Origin of the sequence: Bacteroides sp. AM32-11AC, assembly GCF_003603515.1 — a bacterium.
In the GTDB taxonomy this organism is placed as follows: domain Bacteria; phylum Bacteroidota; class Bacteroidia; order Bacteroidales; family Bacteroidaceae; genus Bacteroides; species Bacteroides uniformis.
On record NZ_QTNH01000009.1, the window covers coordinates 23,227 to 41,571 of the forward strand.

Below are 18,345 nucleotides of genomic sequence, written 5' to 3' on the forward strand. Positions count from 1 at the left end.
AGTTCCGCGAAAACTCTGGTGATTTCGTACATTGGTATGCAGACTCAAGAGGTTGATATTAAGCCGAATATAAAAGTATTCATGCGTTCCGATTCTGAGATGCTTGATGAGGTAATGGTAGTAGCTTACGGTACAGCAAAGAAGTCCGCTTTTACTGGTTCAGCCTCTGTGATCAAGTCTGAGACATTGGAGAAACGTCAGGTCTCCAACTTATCGAATGCACTTTCCGGTACTGTATCTGGTGTACAGACACAAAGTACAAACGGCCAGCCGGGTACGAGTGCGACAGTTCGTATTCGCGGTATCGGTTCTATGTATGCCAGCAACAATCCTCTGTATGTAGTGGATGGTATTCCTTATGAAGGAGATATCTCCGCTGTCAATTCACAAGATATTGAATCAATGACCGTATTGAAAGATGCTGCAGCTGCTGCCTTGTATGGTGCACGTGGTGCAAACGGTGTTATTTTGGTTACTACAAAGAAAGGTAAGAGCGGTGATACGCAGATTTCTTTAGACGCCCGTTGGGGAGTCAACTCCCGCTTAGTGAAAAACTATGATGTATTGCAGAATGCAAATACCTATATGGAGACTGCATATTCTGCTTTGTATAACGGATACTTATATAATAGCGGATATACAGCAGAACGGGCTTATCAATTGGCCAATACAGACTTGTTCCCAAAGCTGGGCTACCAAGTTTATACCATACCTGATGGACAATATCTTATTGGTCGGAACGGCAAGTTGAACCCTTATGCAGCTCTGGGATATAGTGACGGTGACTATTATTATACACCGGACAACTGGTCTGATGAGATGTTCCAAAGTAATTTGCGTCAAGAGTATAATCTTAGTGTTTCTGGTGGTTCGGACAAATTAAGCTACTATCTGTCTGCCAGTTATTTGAATGATGAAGGTATTATTGAAAATTCAGGTTTCGAACGTATCTCCACTCGTATGAACGTGGATTATCAGGCTAAAAAGTGGTTGAAGCTCGGAGTTAATCTTAGCTATTCAAATGTAACAAGCCGTTCACCGGGCGATCAGGATACCGACGCCGCTACTTCTTCCGGTAATGCGTTCTTTGTTGGTAACTTTATTGCACCAATTTATCCGATGTATGTACGTAATGCAGACGGTAGTTTTAAATATAATACCAATACCGGTTATCATGTATATGATTATGGTGATGGTGAAAGTACAAATTTTACTCGTAACTTCATGAGTATGTCTAATCCTATGAGTGGTTTCCTTTATGATACAGAGAAATATTTGATGGATATTTTGAATGGAAAGTGGTATGCTAAGGTTGATATTATCGATGGTTTGTCTTTGACTGCTTCATTGGGTTTGCATATTGACAATACACGCCAACATAGTGTGGGTAACAAATATTATGGTCAGTCGGCTTCTTATGGTGGTTCTGTTATGCAGTATTCCTCACGCGTTTATTCGCTTGACCAACAATATTTGTTGAATTACAAAAAGTCATTCGGTAACCATAACTTAGATATTTTGGCAGGTTATGAAAGCATGGACTTCAATACAGAGAGCCACTATATTTTAGGATATAACATGTATAGTGATAATAACTGGACAGCTTCCAATATTATCGACCGTAAGAATGGTTCTGGTAGTTACAATGAATATGCCACAATCGGTATCATTACACGTGCCAGCTATGATTTCAATGAGAAGTATTATGGTAGTGTTTCTTATCGTCGCGATGCTTCCTCCCGTTTCCATCCGGATAACCGTTGGGGTAACTTCTGGAGTGTGAGTGCAGCATGGGATATGGCGAAAGAAAACTTTATCAGCCAATATGATTGGATTAATATGCTGAAGCTAAAGGCTTCTTTCGGTCAGCAGGGTAATGACAACCTCTATTATAAGGGATATACAAACTACTATCCGTATCAGGATCAGTTTACGGTAAGTGGGTCCGACGGCGTTTTCTCTGATGGCGTGCTTTACTATAAGGGAAATAAAGACATCACATGGGAAACATCCAATTCATTCAATGTGGGCGTGGACTTCGCCCTTTTGGGAGGACGTATTGACGGTACAATTGAATACTTCAACAGACAGACTAAGGACATGTTGTATTACAAACCGGTGGCAATGTCCAACGGTTATACCCAATTCCCTATGAATCTCGGTTCGGTGCGCAATTCCGGTGTTGAGATTGAATTGAACTATACTCCAATTGAAAACAATAATTTGAAGTGGGTGATTAATTGGAATGGAACATTGATGAAAAACAAGATACTTGAATTGCATCCGGATTTGAAGGGAGAGATGATTAGTGGTTCTTACATTTATCGTGAAGGTGAATCTCTATATCAGATGTATCTGACAAAATATGCTGGAGTAGACCCTGATAGTGGTGAAGCACAGTATTGGGCAAAGGGTGAGGATGGTGTAGAATACAAGACGTGGGACTGGTCTGCTGCCTACAATTCCAACAGACAAGCTTCCGGTGACCTGCTGCCCACTATCTATGGTGGTGTCGGCACTACATTGGAGTTCCGTGGTTTTGATTTCTCTATCCAGTGTGCTTATCAGCTGGGTGGTACCATTTATGATAGTGGCTATCAAGCTTTCATGCATGGCGGTGATTCTCATTATATGGGATATAACTGGCACAAGGACATCTTGAACGCATGGACACCGGAGAATAAAAATACCAATATTCCGCGTGTAGATGCCATTGACAAGTATACCAATTCTTCATCAGACCGTTGGTTGACAAGTTCTGATTATTTCTCTATCAATAACATCACCCTGGGTTATACTTTACCTAAGAGATGGTTGAGAAGTCTGGGTATCGGAAGTTTGCGTATTTACGGTGCGGCTGACAATGTGGCTCTTTTTTCTGCTCGTAGAGGTCTTGACCCACGTATGAGCTACACTACAGCTTCCACGGATAGATATACGCCTATACGTACTATTTCTGGTGGTTTGAAAGTAACATTCTGATAATAGTTCAATAATAAAAATAGAAAGAATATGAAGAAATTATATAAAATAACCCCGTATGTTATGCTTGGTTTGATGGTAACCGGATGTACAGATCTGGATACGGAACCGCTGAGCTCGACCATTACATCCGACCAAAAGGAGGAAGTTGTTGAATCCGATCCTTCCAGGCTGGAAGCAAGTGTAGCAGCTGTGGCTGCGAATTTCACCCAATATGCCAAAATCTACACAGAAGACGACAATGTACATAGTGATATAGGTTTTCCTACTATCATGCTGGCTACAGAGTCAAGAGGTACGGACATGATTTCGGATATCACGGGCTATAACTGGTATTCCAATTCAGCCAATTACAGTGACTGTTTGAATACAAGCACAGCTACCATTGAATTCTGGGGAACACTGTATAATCAGATTTACACGGCCAACAATGTAATCGGTACCGTAGATAATGCAACAGAGGATCCGACATTGCAGTACTATTTGGCACAAGCACTGGCAATCCGTGCTTTTGACTATTTTACATTGGTACAGTTGTATCAATTCAACTACAAGGGGCATGAGAGTGCTATGGGCCTGCCTTTGATTACAGAGCAGAACGCAGCAGAAGTCGCTGCCAATGGGTGTACCCGTTCTACTGTACAAGAAACTTATGATTTTATCTTGACAGACTTAAATAAGGCTATTGAGTTGCTGACAGCTACTACAAAAGAACGTGCTGACAAGCGTTATGTCAGTCTTGATGTCGCATACGGTATTCGTGCACGTGTTTATTTGGCAATGCATAACTATGCTGAAGCTCTGAAGGATGCGGAATCTGCACTTGCCAACACGGCTTCTACTCCGTATTCACGTTCGGATGTAAGTAAACCTTCATTTATCAATATTGAAGATAACTCATGGATGTGGGGTATTCTGATTACAGAGCAAGACCGTGTGAGTACAACCGGTATCTGTAATTTCCCTTCACATATGGGGTCTTTGAATTATGGTTATGCTTCAGTAGGCGCATGGCGTAGAATCAGTCCTAAACTGTACGACCAGATACCAGCAAGTGATGTCCGCAAAGGCTGGTTCTTGAATAGTGAAGGCATATCTGCTAATTTGCCGGCTGCTGCCCAGACATACATTACCGGTAAAAAGGCACCCGCTTATACACAAGTGAAGTATGGAGTACTGAATGATCAATGGGGAACTGACAACAATGCTACGGATGTAATACTGATGCGTGTTGAGGAGATGTATCTTATCAAGGCAGAGGCACAGGCTATGAGTGGTAACGTTAGTGGTGGTGTATCTACTCTTAACTCTTTTGTCACCACGTATCGTGATCCCTCTTATAAGTGTGCCGCTACTACACCGGAGGCGGCGCAAGAAGCTGTTTGGCAACAACGTCGTCTTGAATTCTGGGGAGAAGGTATGGCATATTTCGATATCATGCGTCTGAATAAAGGCGTTAACCGTTTGGGATGTGGTTTCCCGACTACTGCCGTATTTAATATTGCAGCAGGTGATCCGATTCAGATTTACAGTATTCCTAATAAAGAAGTACAATATAATCCGTTGTTGGAGAACAATCCGTTGGTTTCAGCACCGGCACCAATACCTGATGTGGAATAAAGAATAAATTAACTATTAAAAATACGGAATATGAAATATATAAATAAGATACTTAATCTATTTGTCATCGCGCTGATAGCTACATCTTGTGATCCTGATGCAGAAAGTTATACTTTGGGAGAACTGGAAGACGGTAACCAAGGTATCTGCTTTGTGGGCAATTACACCCAAACAGTGGAAGTAGAGCCAGGAATCACCTCTTTTGAGGTGACACTTACACGTGCATTGACAGATGCTGCAGGCACTGTTGACGTTACTGTAGTTAATAATGAAGAAAATGTGTTTGTATGTCCTTCTACGGTATCATTTGCGGCTGGAGAAAAAACTGCAAAACTGACTGTTGAAGTACCATCGGCTGCAGAGGGTATTACTTATAATTTGCAGTTGGCTTTGAGTGGAGATGATGTTAGCAATTACTCTTCCGGTTACCATGAGATTTCTGTGAATTTCGCTATTCTGAAATGGGAGTCTATTGGTACCGGGTATTATTTGGATGGTACAGTTTCTAATTTCTTCGGTGTAGATTCGTCTCTTCCTTTGGCGGTGGAAATTGAAAAGACCACGACCGCTACCAGTACACGTTTCCGCTTTGACAGCCCGTTTGCTAAAGTAGCTACTGCACAAGATGAGGTTGGAGGTTTCAATGGTTATCCTTTTAATGAGGAGGGTGACGTTGTTCCCGGTGAATATGTTTTCATTATTGATGTAACTAAGTCGGGCGCTTCCTTGAAACCGGTTCAATATGGCATGGACTGGGGGTATGGCATGTTTAGCGGTGGCTCTGTCTATGGTAACTTGTCTACCAATATAGCCTCTTATCCTTTGGGCGTTTATAATGAAAAGGCCGGTAGCATTACCTTCCCGGCTAATTCGTTGTACGTAAGTATGGCTGGTTATCAGGAGGGTGGTAAATATCCCTGCTCTAATCCATCTTATCTGTACTTAAGTGCAGAGGCATATCTTAATTCTTTGGAGACAGAGTAACCTAAAAATAAAAAAATGCACATTAAAAAAAGCCGGTTCACACAAGGAATCGGCTTTTTACTTTAAATACCGGTTCATAAAGATTGAATCGTTGATTTATAATTTTTCCTTATCTTCCGCTAACAGAAAGTTTCGCAGTGAAATCTGTTTGATTCCTTTATAATTTCCCCCACTCTGCATTTCATCCATTGTAACTACATATTTGGGGTAATTGTCTGCTATTTCCAAAAGATTGCCGAATTCTCGCTGAACAGTGGCATCATCGGGAAGCATATACGCTACTTGGATATAGACTTTATGGTCGTCTTTGGAAGCAATGAAATCAATTTCCTTATTTCCACTCTTTCCGACATATACTTCATATCCATATCTTAACAAATCAATGCATACTATATTTTCCATTAACTTGTTGATGTCTTTTCGAAAATCGAAATGCTGTATGGAATTGTGTAATCCCAAATCTTCAAAATAATATTTCTCACCAATCTCAAAGATTTTCATTCCTTGGATTTCTGCTCGTTGAATTTTGTAAATAAAGAAACTATTGCACAGTGCCTTTAGATAGTTCAGAATTGTCTGCGTAGGAATGTTGACGTGTTGCGACTTTAAATATTTACTAATATTCTGGGCAGAAAAAAGAGAACCGGTATTATCTATCAGATAAGCTACGAGATTTTCCAAAAAAGAAACATTTCGGATTGATTCACGTGCGACCACATCTTTTAGTAGGATAGTAGAATAAACGTTTCTCAAATACTCGAATATGATATTCTTGTCCATTGTTAGATTATGAATGTAGGGCATACCTCCGAATGTAAGATAGAGTTTTAGACTTTCGGTGGAGTCTTGGCATTGATTGAAAGTTAAGAATTCCCCATAGCTAAGTGAATGAATGGGAAATTCTATGTATCTTCCTGCCAATTGAGTAGCAAGTTCACTGGATAGCATTTTAGCATTACTTCCGGTGCAATAGATATCGCATTTATTTTCATTCAATAAACTCCGCAGACACAATTGGAATTCTTCAATCTCTTGGATTTCATCTACAAAGAGATAGTTATGATTATGCCCAATAACCTTCTTTAAAACATACTGATAAAGATCCATGTAGTTCCTAATTTCCGTGAAGGAAAGTTGCTCTTTATCTACAAAAATAATGTTGGCTTCCGGTATGTTTTTCTTTATGATATCTGATATCTGTAAAAGAATGTAGCTTTTACCTATCCTACGTTGGCCGGTTATTACTTTTATTATATTTTTATCAATAAACGGTTCAATTCTCTTTATGTATAAAGGACGGGAGATATAATTTTTCATATTCAAACATGATTTAGTTTATATACAAAGATATAAAATATTTCAATTATAATTGAATCTTACCGTATATATTATATATTCATCAATTATAAATAACATATGTAAAGCAAATATTTCTCAACAAAAAAATATTTTGGAACTTTCATGGATAAAATTTATCTTTCAAGATAAATTCCTCTATATAATCTATCGTTATTCTTGAATAAAAAACATTTATTGGGTTAATTAGTACATCACCAATTAAAAGAGTAGAATGAAATGTTACAATAACGCGCTCATTATCAGCTTTTAATTATTCAAAACGGTATGAAATGGGTACTTCGAGCCACTTACCTCCCTTTGCCATATACCTTTATAGATAATATACAATAGAATAAACTCCGTTTTATAGCAAACGTAAACAATTGTTTTTTAGCAATATACACTTATTGTAGTTCCGCGAAAACTCTGGTGATTTCTTATATTGGTATGCAGACCCAAGAAGTGGCAATAAAACCCAGCTTAAAAGTGGTGATGAAGTCTGATACTGAGATGCTTGATGAGGTAATGGTGGTTGCTTTCGGTACAGCAAAGAAGTCTGCATTTACGGGTTCGGCTAAGGTGGTTGGTACCGAAAAGCTGGAGCAGTCGCAAGTGACGAATGTTACTGATGCCTTGGCAGGTGCTGTGCCGGGTGTGACACTGACTTCCAATGACGGTGCTCCGGGTTCAAAGTCATCCATCAAGATTCGTGGTTTTAGCTCAATCAATGCAAAGAATGACCCTCTGATTATTGTGGACGGCGCTCCTTATAGCGGTGATATTAATAATATCAATCCTAACGACGTTGAGTCAATGACAGTATTGAAGGATGCGGCTTCCAATGCTCTTTACGGTGCTCGTGGTGCTAATGGTGTAATTATCATCACTACCAAAAGGGCCAATATGTCGGGAGAGGCTAAGGTGACTTTTGATGCTAAGTGGGGTGCTAACACTCGAGCGTTGCAGAAATATGAAGTGATTGACAATCCTGGCATGTACTACGAGATGCATTATCGTGCCATGAACAATTATTATAAGTCAACGGGAATGAATGACCAAGCTGCATGGCTTGAGGCAAACAAGAATCTGTTTGGCTCCAACGGTGGATTGGGATACAATGTATATACAGTTCCCGATGGGCAATTCCTCATCGGTCAGAACGGTAAACTTAATCCCAACGCCACATTGGGTAGAGTTGTGAATTATAAAGGACGTGACTATCTGCTGACTCCGGATGATTGGGAAGATGTGGGAATGCGTACCGGTCTGCGTCAGGAATACAACTTCTCGGTGAGCGCAGCCAATGAAAAGTCCTCTTTCTATGTTTCTTTAGGTTATCTTGGAAATGAGGGTATCACTGAAGGCTCTGACCTGAAACGTTTGACAGGCCGTTTGAAAGCCGACTATCAGGCAAAGAAGTGGTTGAAGATTGGTGGTAATATGGGATATGCACGTTTTGATTCTAACTCGTTGAGTAACAATGGTACCAGTTCGTCTACCGGTAATATATGGGCGTTTGTTACCCAAATGGCTCCCATCTATCCCGCCTACGTGCGCAATGCTGACGGCAGCATCATGGTGGATAATAATGGTATTGGAATGATGGACTACGGTAGTGGTATCAATGCAGGTATGCAGCGTCCTTTCATTGCTGATGCCAACCCTATTCTAGACAATAAACTAAATACCAGAAACTCTGAAGGAAATGCCATTAACGGCAACGCCTTTGTAGATATAACTCCTATAGAAGGCCTAAAGGTGACATTCAATGGTGCTTTCAACTTGGATGAGACACGTCATAGTTACGTTTACAATCCTTACTACGGGCAGTTCGACTCCACTGGCGGTACAGTGAGTAAGTATCATACACGTACTTACGATTACAACCTGCAACAACTTGTTTCTTATGCCCGTTCGTTTGGCGACAATAACTTCGATATTCTTTTAGGTCACGAATATTATGATTATCGCTACTATGAACTTGGGGCCAGCAAGTCGCAGATGTTCTCTCAAGGCAATAAGGAATTGGACGGTGCCATTATCGACGGACAAGGTGCTTCTTCCTATAAAGAGCGTCGTAACAATGAAGGTTTCTTCGGCCGTTTGCAATACAATTATGACGAACGCATCTTCGGCTCGGCTTCTTTGCGTCGTGATGCTTCCAGCCGTTTCCATCCGGACCATCGCTGGGGTACATTCTGGTCGGTAGGCGGTGCGTGGCTTATCAACAAAGAAAGCTGGTTTGATGCTTCATGGGTGCAGGAACTGAAGCTGAAGGCTTCTATTGGTTCACAAGGTAATGACAATATCGGTGACTTCCTCTATACGGATAGATTTAACATTATCAACTCTAACAACAGCCTTGGTACTTCATTTAAATCTAAGGGCACTAAAGACATCACTTGGGAAACCAACACTAACTTCAATATCGGTGCAGAGTTCCAGTTGTGGAACCGTGTAACCGGTAGCATTGAGTACTACAGACGTAAGACTTCGGATATGTTGTTCTCATTTACCGTGGCTCCATCATTGGGTTATGCTTCCTATATGGACAACGTTGGTAACATGGTCAATAGTGGTGTGGAAATGGACTTCAATGTGAATATCTTCGATACACGTAACTTTACGTGGGATGTGAATGTGAACATTTCAACCTTGAAGAACCGTATTACGATGCTTGATCCTGATAAGTTGATTACTACTGAGTATACAGCTGATGGAAAAGGATATAAGGGCTATTCTAACGGAAGCTTCTTCATTGGTGAGGATTTGTCTATGTTTACATGGCGCTTGAAGGAGTATGCCGGAGTGAATGAAAAGGGTGAGTCTTTGTTCTATAAGAATGTCAAGGACGAGGCCGGCAATATCACCGGACGTGAAACGACTACGAATCATGCTCAGGCTGACTATTACATCACAGAGGAAAGCTCAATACCTAAGGTGTATGGTGGTTTCGGTACCAAACTGAAAGTATATGGCGTGGACTTCGGCATAAACTTCACTTACCAGATTGGTGGTAAGCAATATGATGGTACGTATGCTTACTTTATGTCGTCACCTTATGGTACGGCTGGTTACAACTACCATAAGGATTTGCTGAACTCATGGACTCCTGAGAACACAAATACTAATATCCCTCGTTTCCAGATGAACGACCAATATTCAGGGGCAATGTCTACGCGCTTCTTGACAAATGCGAGCTTCTTGAATATCCAGAATATTAATGTGGGCTACACGTTACCTTCCAAGTGGACAAGAAAGTTGGCCATCAACTCATTGCGCGTGTATATGTCGGCAGAAAATGTTTTCTATTGGTCTAAACGTAAAGGGTTCGACCCACGTCAGTCATACGACGAGACAACCAATGCTACTTTCTATTCACCGATGCGTACCATCTCCGGTGGTGTGTCATTTGAGTTCTAAACCTAATATATAGATTACAATGATTATGAAGAAGAATATATTCAAACTATTTTCGGCTATGGTCGTATCGGCCACGGTATTGACCGGCTGTATAGAAGAGGTTTTCCCCGAAGATTCTACAGCGACCTCCGATCAGATTGGTGCATCGGCTACAGCAATTGAGGCTTCGCTTAATGGCTTGCCATCGCAAATGGTACAGGGTTATCTGGTGTACGGTAAGCAAACCCATGAGACCGACCTTGCTTATCCCTCATTGATGTTGGCCCAGACAGAACTGCTGGGTGATGTTGTGGCTACAGATTACGGGTATGACTGGTGGTGGCGCTTCAATGCCAATAATGGTATGAACGACACCGGCTATTATTCATATTTGCCTTACTTCACCCTATATAAGTTCGTTAAATCGGCCAATGACGTGATTGCGGCCGTTGATGTGACTGATCCCACAATTACCGATGAAATGCGTGGACTTGGAAGTATAGCCCATGCTTTCCGTGCATTGGACTATTATACGCTGATGGTACTTTTCGAACCGGTAGAAAATATCTATACCGATTGTAGCAAGGTACTGGGGCTGACGGTGCCCATTGTGACTGAGGCGACAACTAACGACATTGCGAAGAGCAATCCGCGTGCAACGCACGAAGAATTGGTGAATTTTATTCTTGCCGACCTTGACAAGGCAGAGATCGGTCTGGAGTCTTATACACCTGTCAGTAAGAACTTCCCTGACTTGGCGGTCGTATATGGTCTGAAGGCCAAGGTATATATGTGGGATGGTCAGTTTGCTAAAGCAGCCGAGTATGCCCGCAAGGCTATTGATAAGTCGGGAGCAACACCTATGAGCGAATCACAGTGGCATAATCCCACTACCGGTTTCAATACGGCTACTTCTGCATGGATGTGGTACCTTCACCCCACGGCTTCCAATATGGGTAATCTTGCTAATTTCATTGGTCACATTTCCAATGAAGCGGATTGGGGATATGCTTCTTTGTCTAAGCTCCAGATGGCACGTTCACTTTATGACGCGATTCCTGCTACCGATTTCCGCAAATATTCTTACCTTGACCCGGACAGAAGTACTTACGCTTACCAGTCAGTGAGAGGCAATGCATGGCTGGATGAACAACCGGATTATATGTCATTGAAGTTCCGCCCCGTGGGTGGTGACTATAACACTTATTCTGTGGGTGCGGCTGCAGATATTCCCGTGATGCGTGTGGAAGAGATGTATCTCATAGAGGCTGAAGCAGTAGGTGCCAGCCAGAATGTGGCAGCAGGCGTACAGTTGTTGAATAACTTTATGAAGCAGTACCGCCAGAGCAATTACAATTTCAGTACGGGTGATTTGCGTAATTTCCAACTTGAGGTGTTGAAGCAGATGCGTATCGAGTTCTGGGGTGAGGGAATCGCATTCCCTACGGCTAAACGTCTGAAACCGGATGTCATTCAGAATTATGAGGGTACCAACTTTATAGAAGATATCTTCAAGATAAACTGTAAAGGTGTGAAGCCCAATTGGACATTGATGATTCCTAAGACCGAAGTCGATTCAAATACCGCCCTTCAGGGAATGAACAATCCGGACCCGTCCGGTGCTATTGCTAAACGTCCTACTCCGATAGGGGAGTTTGCACCGGGTAACAATTAACCAATGAACTAACTTTTAATAGAATTTGTATATGAATAAGATATTCAATAAATTGTTTTTGGGCTTGGCCGTATGCGGTTTGGCTATGACGGCTTGTTCAGACGGTGTGGAGTGGGAGCCTTCTCCGGTTCCTACCGAGGGTGTACAAGCTTATATTTATGCTGATAACACTGATTTGACTTATTATCCGAATGATGAACAGTTTTTTGTGGTCAAAATCGGCCGTCAGAAAACAGATGCGGCTGCATCTATCCACTTGACTACAGATGCAGAGAACGTAACAGTGCCGACAACGGTTGATTTTGCTGCCGGTGAAGCACTCAAAGAAGTAAAGATTGCGTTTGACATAGCTGTGGGTACTACTGCATCTTATACTATTGCCATTCCTGAGGAAGATTCCTATGTTTATGGCTCACCCAAGGTGACGGTCAATATAAAGCGTGACTATACTTGGCTCAATATAGGTACAGGCTACTATGCATCTCAATTATTTGGCGAGGGTTGGGATCAACCTGTACTGAAGGCTAAAGAGGCTAATATCTATAAGCTGGAAGATTGCATTACGAAAGGATATCCCATCATGTTTACGCTAAGCGATGACAATCAAGAACTGATAGGTTGGGATCCTCAACCTACTGGTTATGACAAGACGGATTATGGTATGCTATACTTTGCAGCAGCAGGTATGGAGCGTAAAGGAAACGTGTTGTCTTTCCCGATGCAGGGCTTAGTAGGGCTTGACGGTGGTAAATGGGGAGTACTGTATCAGGGATTCACGGAAACGCTGGAGATGCCGGAAGGGTTTTGATTATCCTGGCAATTAGATAATATGTAATTTGAAATGGCATGTAAGATGAAGTTCGACTTCATTTTACATGCCATTTTTCTATTGTGTCTGTTTTTATTTTATTCCGCTTTTTAAGGCGCTTCCGCCAAAATTATTTATATTTGCTGCCCGAACCAACAATACATATATATAATAAGGTATAGAAACTATGAAAGAATTTGTAATTTCCGAAGTGCAGGCAGAAACAGCGGTATTGGTAGGTCTCATCACTAAAACGCAGGATGAGCGAAAGACGAACGAATACCTGGACGAGCTGGCATTCTTGGCTGAGACAGCCGGGGCGGAAGTAGTGAAGCGGTTTACCCAAAAGCTGGATGCAGCGCATTCCGTGACTTATGTCGGCAAGGGCAAGCTGGAAGAAATTAAAGAGTATATCCGGAATGAAGAAGAAGCCGAACGCGAAATCGGCATGGTGATTTTTGATGATGAACTCTCCGCCAAGCAGATACGCAATATAGAAGCTGAACTCAAAATCAAGATACTGGACCGTACGTCCCTGATTCTCGATATCTTTGCCATGCGTGCCCAGACTGCCAATGCAAAAACGCAGGTGGAGCTGGCGCAGTATAAGTACATGCTCCCCCGTCTGCAACGTTTGTGGACCCACTTGGAACGCCAGGGTGGTGGCTCCGGTGCCGGTGGAGGTAAAGGTTCCGTGGGACTTCGCGGCCCGGGTGAAACGCAGCTGGAAATGGACCGCCGTATCATCTTGAACCGTATGTCATTGTTGAAGGAGCGCTTGGCTGAGATTGACAAGCAGAAGTCTACCCAGCGGAAGAACCGCGGACGCTTGATTCGTGTGGCATTGGTGGGATATACCAATGTAGGAAAATCCACATTGATGACTTTGCTTTCGAAAAGTGAAGTCTTTGCAGAGAATAAGCTGTTTGCCACGTTGGATACTACGGTGCGCAAGGTGATTATCGAAAACCTGCCGTTCCTGCTTTCTGATACAGTGGGCTTTATCCGTAAATTGCCGACGGATTTGGTAGACTCCTTCAAGTCTACTTTGGATGAGGTACGCGAGGCGGACTTGCTGTTGCATATCGTAGACATCTCTCATCCGGATTTCGAAGAACAGATAGAAGTTGTGAACAAGACGTTGGCAGATATCGGTGCTGCCGGTAAGCCCATGATTCTTGTATTCAATAAGATAGACGCTTATACTTATATAGAGAAAGCGGCTGACGACCTTACCCCCAGAACCAAGGAAAACTTGACACTCGAAGAACTGATGAAGACGTGGATGGCTAAGATGGAGGATAACTGCCTCTTTATTTCTGCCCGCGAAAAAATCAATATGGAGGAACTGAAGAGTGTGGTTTATCAGCGTGTGAAGGAATTGCACGTGCAGAAGTACCCCTATAATGACTTTCTTTATCAGACCTACGAAGAAGAAGTTTAATTTTAGTTATGAGTGATAAGTTATGAGTTATTTGCTGGCAGCGGTTTGAATCGGTAGTGCCGGCAAAGGCAATAACTTATAACTCATAACTCATAACTCGTTATAAGGATGAATTACAGAAGACTGACCGAAGATGAAATTCTCCGGTTGAAGAGCCAGTCATGTCTGGCTGATGATTGGGGGAAAGTAACCGTTGCAGAAGAGTTCTCAACGGAATTTGTGCATCATACCCGTTTTTCGGGTGAGGTGTGTTTGGGAGTGTTCCATTCAGAATTTATGTTGCCGGGAGGAATCAGGAAGCATTCCGGTTTGCGGCATGTGACGCTGCATAATGTAACGGTGGGAGATAACTGTTGCATTGAGAATATCCAGAACTACATTGCCAATTATGAAATAGGGCATGACACCTTCATTGAGAATGTGGATATTATTCTGGTAGACGGTGTGTCGAAGTTCGGTAACGGGGTAGAAGTGTCTGTCCTGAATGAGACGGGAGGCCGTGAGGTGCTGATTAATGATAAACTCTCCGCACACCAAGCCTATATTCTGGCGCTTTACCGCCATCGCCCGGAGCTGATTGCACGGATGAAGGAAATCACGGATTTTTATTCCAACAAACATGCTTCTGCTGTAGGAAGCATCGGGAACCATGTAATGATATTGAACACCGGTTCCATAAAGAATGTGCGCATCGGTGATTATTGCCGCATCTGTGGTACATGCCGTCTGTATAACGGAAGCATCAACAGCAACGAGGTGGCGCCGGTACACATCGGGCATGGGGTGATTTGTGATGATTTCATCATCTCTACCGGGTCTCATGTAGATGACGGAGCTATGCTGAGCCGCTGCTTCGTGGGGCAGGCATGCAAGTTGGGACACAACTACTCTGCCTCGGATTCTTTGTTTTTCAGCAACTGCCAGGGAGAGAACGGGGAGGCGTGCGCTATTTTTGCCGGACCTTATACGGTGACACACCATAAATCCACGTTGCTGATTGCCGGTATGTTTTCCTTTATGAATGCCGGTTCGGGGTCCAATCAGAGCAACCATATGTATAAGTTAGGGCCTATCCATCAAGGCACTTTGGAGCGTGGTGCCAAGACGACTTCCGATTCGTACATCTTGTGGCCTGCAAGGGTGGGAGCGTTTTCCTTGGTAATGGGGCGCCATGTCAACCATTCTGATACTTCGAACCTGCCGTTCTCTTACTTGATAGAGCAGAATAATACCACCTACCTTGTACCCGGTGTCAACCTGCGTAGTGTGGGTACCATCCGTGATGCCCAGAAGTGGCCGAAACGTGACGGGCGTACCGACCCGAACAAACTGGATTACATCAACTATAATCTTCTCAGCCCCTACACGGTGCAGAAAATGTTCAAGGGACGGGAAACGTTGCAGAATCTGCGTCATGCCAGTGGCGAGCTTTCGGATATCTATTCTTTCCATAGCGCGAAGATACGTAACTCGGCTTTGGTGAAAGGTATCCGCTTCTATGAAATAGCCATTCATAAGTTTCTCGGAAACTCTGTCATCAAGCGCTTGGAAGGCATTGACTTCCGGAGCAATGAAGAAATACGTGCCCGTTTGAAGCCCGATACTGCCATTGGCAGCGGCGAATGGGTGGATATTTCCGGATTGATAGCCCCAAAGAGTGAGATAGATGCGCTGATAGACGGTATTGAGTCCGGCAAAGTCAATCGCTTGAAGTCTATCAATACCGAGTTTGAGAAGATGCACAGCAACTACTATACCTACGAATGGACCTGGGCGTATGAGAAGTTGGAAGAGTTCTATGGTATCAAGCCGGAAGGTATGACGGCAGAAGACGTCATACATATTGTCGAAAAATGGAAAGAAGCAGTAGTTGGCCTCGACCGCATGGTGTATGAGGATGCTAAGAAAGAATTTTCACTGGCTTCCATGACGGGCTTTGGAGCTGACGGCTCACGCTTGGAAAAGGAACTCGATTTTGAGCAGGTACGCGGCGACTTTGAAAGCAATCCGTTTGTAATGGCTGTGCTGAAACACATTGAGGTGAAGACGGCGCTGGGCGATGAACTGATAGGGCGGATGCAGCGGGTGTCAGAAAATTAATTATGATTTGTTGCGTTTTTACTCTAATTAAAGAATTATTTCAATAATAGTTTTTATCTTTGCTCGGTAAAGGCGGTTTTGTGCTGTCTTTGCTACCCGAATCACTTTTAAACATTAAATATACGAGTAATTATGGCAACAACACCTCCGTTCAAGTATCAACCCATGTTCGAGAAGGGAAAAGATACTACTGAGTATTATCTGCTTACGAAAGATTACGTGTCAGTAAGCGAGTTTGAAGGAAAACCTATCTTGAAGATTGAAAAAGAAGGTTTGACGGCAATGGCCAATGCGGCTTTCCGTGATGTATCGTTCATGTTGCGTCGTTCGCACAACGAGCAGGTTGCTAAGATTCTGAGTGACCCCGAGGCAAGCGACAACGATAAATACGTGGCACTCACCTTCCTGCGCAATGCCGAGGTAGCATCCAAGGGGGTACTTCCTTTCTGCCAGGATACGGGTACGGCAATCATCCATGGTGAGAAGGGACAGCAGGTATGGACCGGCTACTGTGACGAAGAAGCTCTCTCACTGGGTGTTTACAAGACTTATACCGAAGAGAATCTGCGTTATTCTCAGAACGCTCCCCTCACCATGTACGATGAGGTGAATACGAAGTGCAACCTCCCCGCACAGATTGACATTGAAGCTACGGAAGGTATGGAGTACGAGTTCCTCTGCGTAACCAAGGGTGGTGGCTCTGCCAACAAGACTTATCTCTACCAGGAGACAAAGGCTATCCTCAACCCCGAAACATTGGTTCCCTTCCTTATCTCAAAAATCAAGACTTTGGGTACGGCAGCTTGTCCTCCCTATCACATCGCATTCGTTATTGGCGGTACTTCTGCCGAAAAGAACTTGCTGACTGTGAAACTGGCTTCCACTCACTTCTACGATAACCTACCCACTACCGGCAATGAATTCGGCCGCGCTTTCCGCGATGTGGAACTGGAGAAGCTGGTACTGGAAGAAGCTCATAAGATTGGCCTCGGTGCCCAGTTCGGCGGCAAGTATCTGGCTCACGACATCCGCATCATCCGCCTGCCGCGTCACGGTGCGTCCTGCCCCGTGGGTCTGGGTGTTTCCTGCTCTGCCGACCGTAACATCAAGTGTAAAATCAATAAAGAAGGTATCTGGATTGAAAAGCTCGACAGCAATCCGGGTGAACTGATTCCCGAAGAACTCCGTAAGGCCGGTGAAGGCGACGTGGTGAAGATTGACTTGAACCAGCCGATGGCCGATATTCTGAAGGAACTGACCAAGTATCCGGTTTCCACCCGTTTGTCTCTGAATGGAACCATTATCGTAGGCCGTGACATCGCACACGCCAAGCTGAAAGAACGTCTGGACCGTGGCGAAGACCTGCCGCAGTACATCAAAGACCATCCCATCTACTACGCCGGTCCTGCCAAGACTCCTCAAGGCATGGCTTGCGGCTCCATGGGCCCGACTACTGCCGGACGTATGGACCCGTATGTAGACCTCTTCCAAAGCCACGGCGGCAGCATGATTATGCTTGCCAAAGGTAACCGCAGCCAGCAAGTGACAGATGCCTGCCAAAAGTATGGCGGTTTCTACTTGGGCTCTATCGGTGGTCCTGCCGCTATCTTGGCACAGAACAACATCAAGAGTATTGAGTGCGTGGAATATCCCGAACTCGGTATGGAAGCTATCTGGAAGATTGAGGTGGAGAACTTCCCTGCATTCATCTTGGTGGACGATAAGGGCAACGACTTCTTCAAGCAACTGAAGCCCTGGAATTGCAGCAAGTAAAACAGAAGCCTTTTAGAAAGGCATAATATAAGGAAAGCCGTAACGGAGAAAATCTTGTTACGGCTTTTTTGTTTTGTAGAGGAAAACAAAGTGTTTCGCGACATAGAACACTCTGTTTCATCAAGCAAAACAAACTGTTCCTTTATGTTGAAACAAATTGTTTCTTCCTATTGAAACAAACTGTTCTTTCATGTTGGAACAAAGTGTTCTTCCCTATTG

At 43.4% G+C, this 18,345-nt stretch carries 9 protein-coding genes and 1 pseudogene; 9 read left to right on the forward strand and 1 reads right to left on the reverse strand.

The genetic code is table 11. The features are described 5' to 3' along the window. Nucleotides 1–15 precede the first annotated feature (15 nt). From DW800_RS10945 to DW800_RS10955, 3 genes are read left to right on the forward strand one after another with little or no spacing between them, the layout of a single operon-like run. Nucleotides 16–2,982, forward strand: a complete 2,967-nt coding sequence (locus DW800_RS10945) for a SusC/RagA family TonB-linked outer membrane protein (protein WP_119958058.1) — start codon at nt 16–18, stop codon at nt 2,980–2,982. A gap of 30 nt (nt 2,983–3,012) precedes the next feature. Further along, a complete protein-coding gene (locus DW800_RS10950) occupies nt 3,013–4,602 on the forward strand; it encodes a RagB/SusD family nutrient uptake outer membrane protein (protein ID WP_117877825.1) in 1,590 nt (529 codons plus the stop codon). A gap of 30 nt (nt 4,603–4,632) precedes the next feature. After that, nucleotides 4,633–5,586 (forward strand): hypothetical protein, encoded by a 954-nt coding sequence (locus tag DW800_RS10955; RefSeq protein WP_117877827.1) that lies wholly within the window; start codon nt 4,633–4,635, stop codon nt 5,584–5,586. A 96-nt stretch (nt 5,587–5,682) separates the two neighbouring features. Here the strand turns inward: DW800_RS10955 and DW800_RS10960 are convergent, their stop codons facing one another. Continuing rightward, nucleotides 5,683–6,903, reverse strand: a complete 1,221-nt coding sequence (locus tag DW800_RS10960; RefSeq protein ID WP_117877829.1) for an ATP-binding protein — start codon at nt 6,901–6,903, stop codon at nt 5,683–5,685. Nucleotides 6,904–7,335: 432 nt separating this feature from the next. Here DW800_RS10960 and DW800_RS10965 point away from each other — a divergent pair. The 6 genes and pseudogenes from DW800_RS10965 to DW800_RS10990 all read left to right on the forward strand — a co-directional run. After that, nucleotides 7,336–10,347 (forward strand): annotated as a pseudogene (locus tag DW800_RS10965) (SusC/RagA family TonB-linked outer membrane protein); the annotation flags it as partial. Between the two features lie 25 nt (nt 10,348–10,372). Further along, nucleotides 10,373–12,001 (forward strand): RagB/SusD family nutrient uptake outer membrane protein, encoded by a 1,629-nt coding sequence (locus tag DW800_RS10970; protein ID WP_227224418.1) that lies wholly within the window; start codon nt 10,373–10,375, stop codon nt 11,999–12,001. A gap of 31 nt (nt 12,002–12,032) precedes the next feature. Continuing rightward, entirely contained in the window at nt 12,033–12,809 is a 777-nt protein-coding gene (locus DW800_RS10975) for a hypothetical protein (protein ID WP_119958059.1), read from the forward strand. 187 nt (nt 12,810–12,996) lie between these two features. Then, nucleotides 12,997–14,253 (forward strand): GTPase HflX, encoded by a 1,257-nt coding sequence (gene hflX, locus DW800_RS10980; RefSeq protein ID WP_009037207.1) that lies wholly within the window; start codon nt 12,997–12,999, stop codon nt 14,251–14,253. Between the two features lie 108 nt (nt 14,254–14,361). After that, nucleotides 14,362–16,353 (forward strand): DUF4954 family protein, encoded by a 1,992-nt coding sequence (locus DW800_RS10985; protein WP_057282129.1) that lies wholly within the window; start codon nt 14,362–14,364, stop codon nt 16,351–16,353. 132 nt (nt 16,354–16,485) lie between these two features. After that, nucleotides 16,486–18,126 (forward strand): fumarate hydratase, encoded by a 1,641-nt coding sequence (locus tag DW800_RS10990; RefSeq protein WP_005824254.1) that lies wholly within the window; start codon nt 16,486–16,488, stop codon nt 18,124–18,126. Nucleotides 18,127–18,345: the final 219 nt, after the last annotated feature.

Coding starts and splice junctions, on each gene's coding strand:
- DW800_RS10950 (WP_117877825.1), top strand. CDS start 3,013: ATGAAGAAATTATATAAAATAACCCCGTATGTTATGCTTGGTTTGATG.
- DW800_RS10955 (WP_117877827.1), top strand. CDS start 4,633: ATGAAATATATAAATAAGATACTTAATCTATTTGTCATCGCGCTGATA.
- DW800_RS10960 (WP_117877829.1), bottom strand. CDS start 6,903: ATGAAAAATTATATCTCCCGTCCTTTATACATAAAGAGAATTGAACCG.
- DW800_RS10970 (WP_227224418.1), top strand. CDS start 10,373: ATGAAGAAGAATATATTCAAACTATTTTCGGCTATGGTCGTATCGGCC.
- DW800_RS10975 (WP_119958059.1), top strand. CDS start 12,033: ATGAATAAGATATTCAATAAATTGTTTTTGGGCTTGGCCGTATGCGGT.
- hflX (WP_009037207.1), top strand. CDS start 12,997: ATGAAAGAATTTGTAATTTCCGAAGTGCAGGCAGAAACAGCGGTATTG.
- DW800_RS10985 (WP_057282129.1), top strand. CDS start 14,362: ATGAATTACAGAAGACTGACCGAAGATGAAATTCTCCGGTTGAAGAGC.
- DW800_RS10990 (WP_005824254.1), top strand. CDS start 16,486: ATGGCAACAACACCTCCGTTCAAGTATCAACCCATGTTCGAGAAGGGA.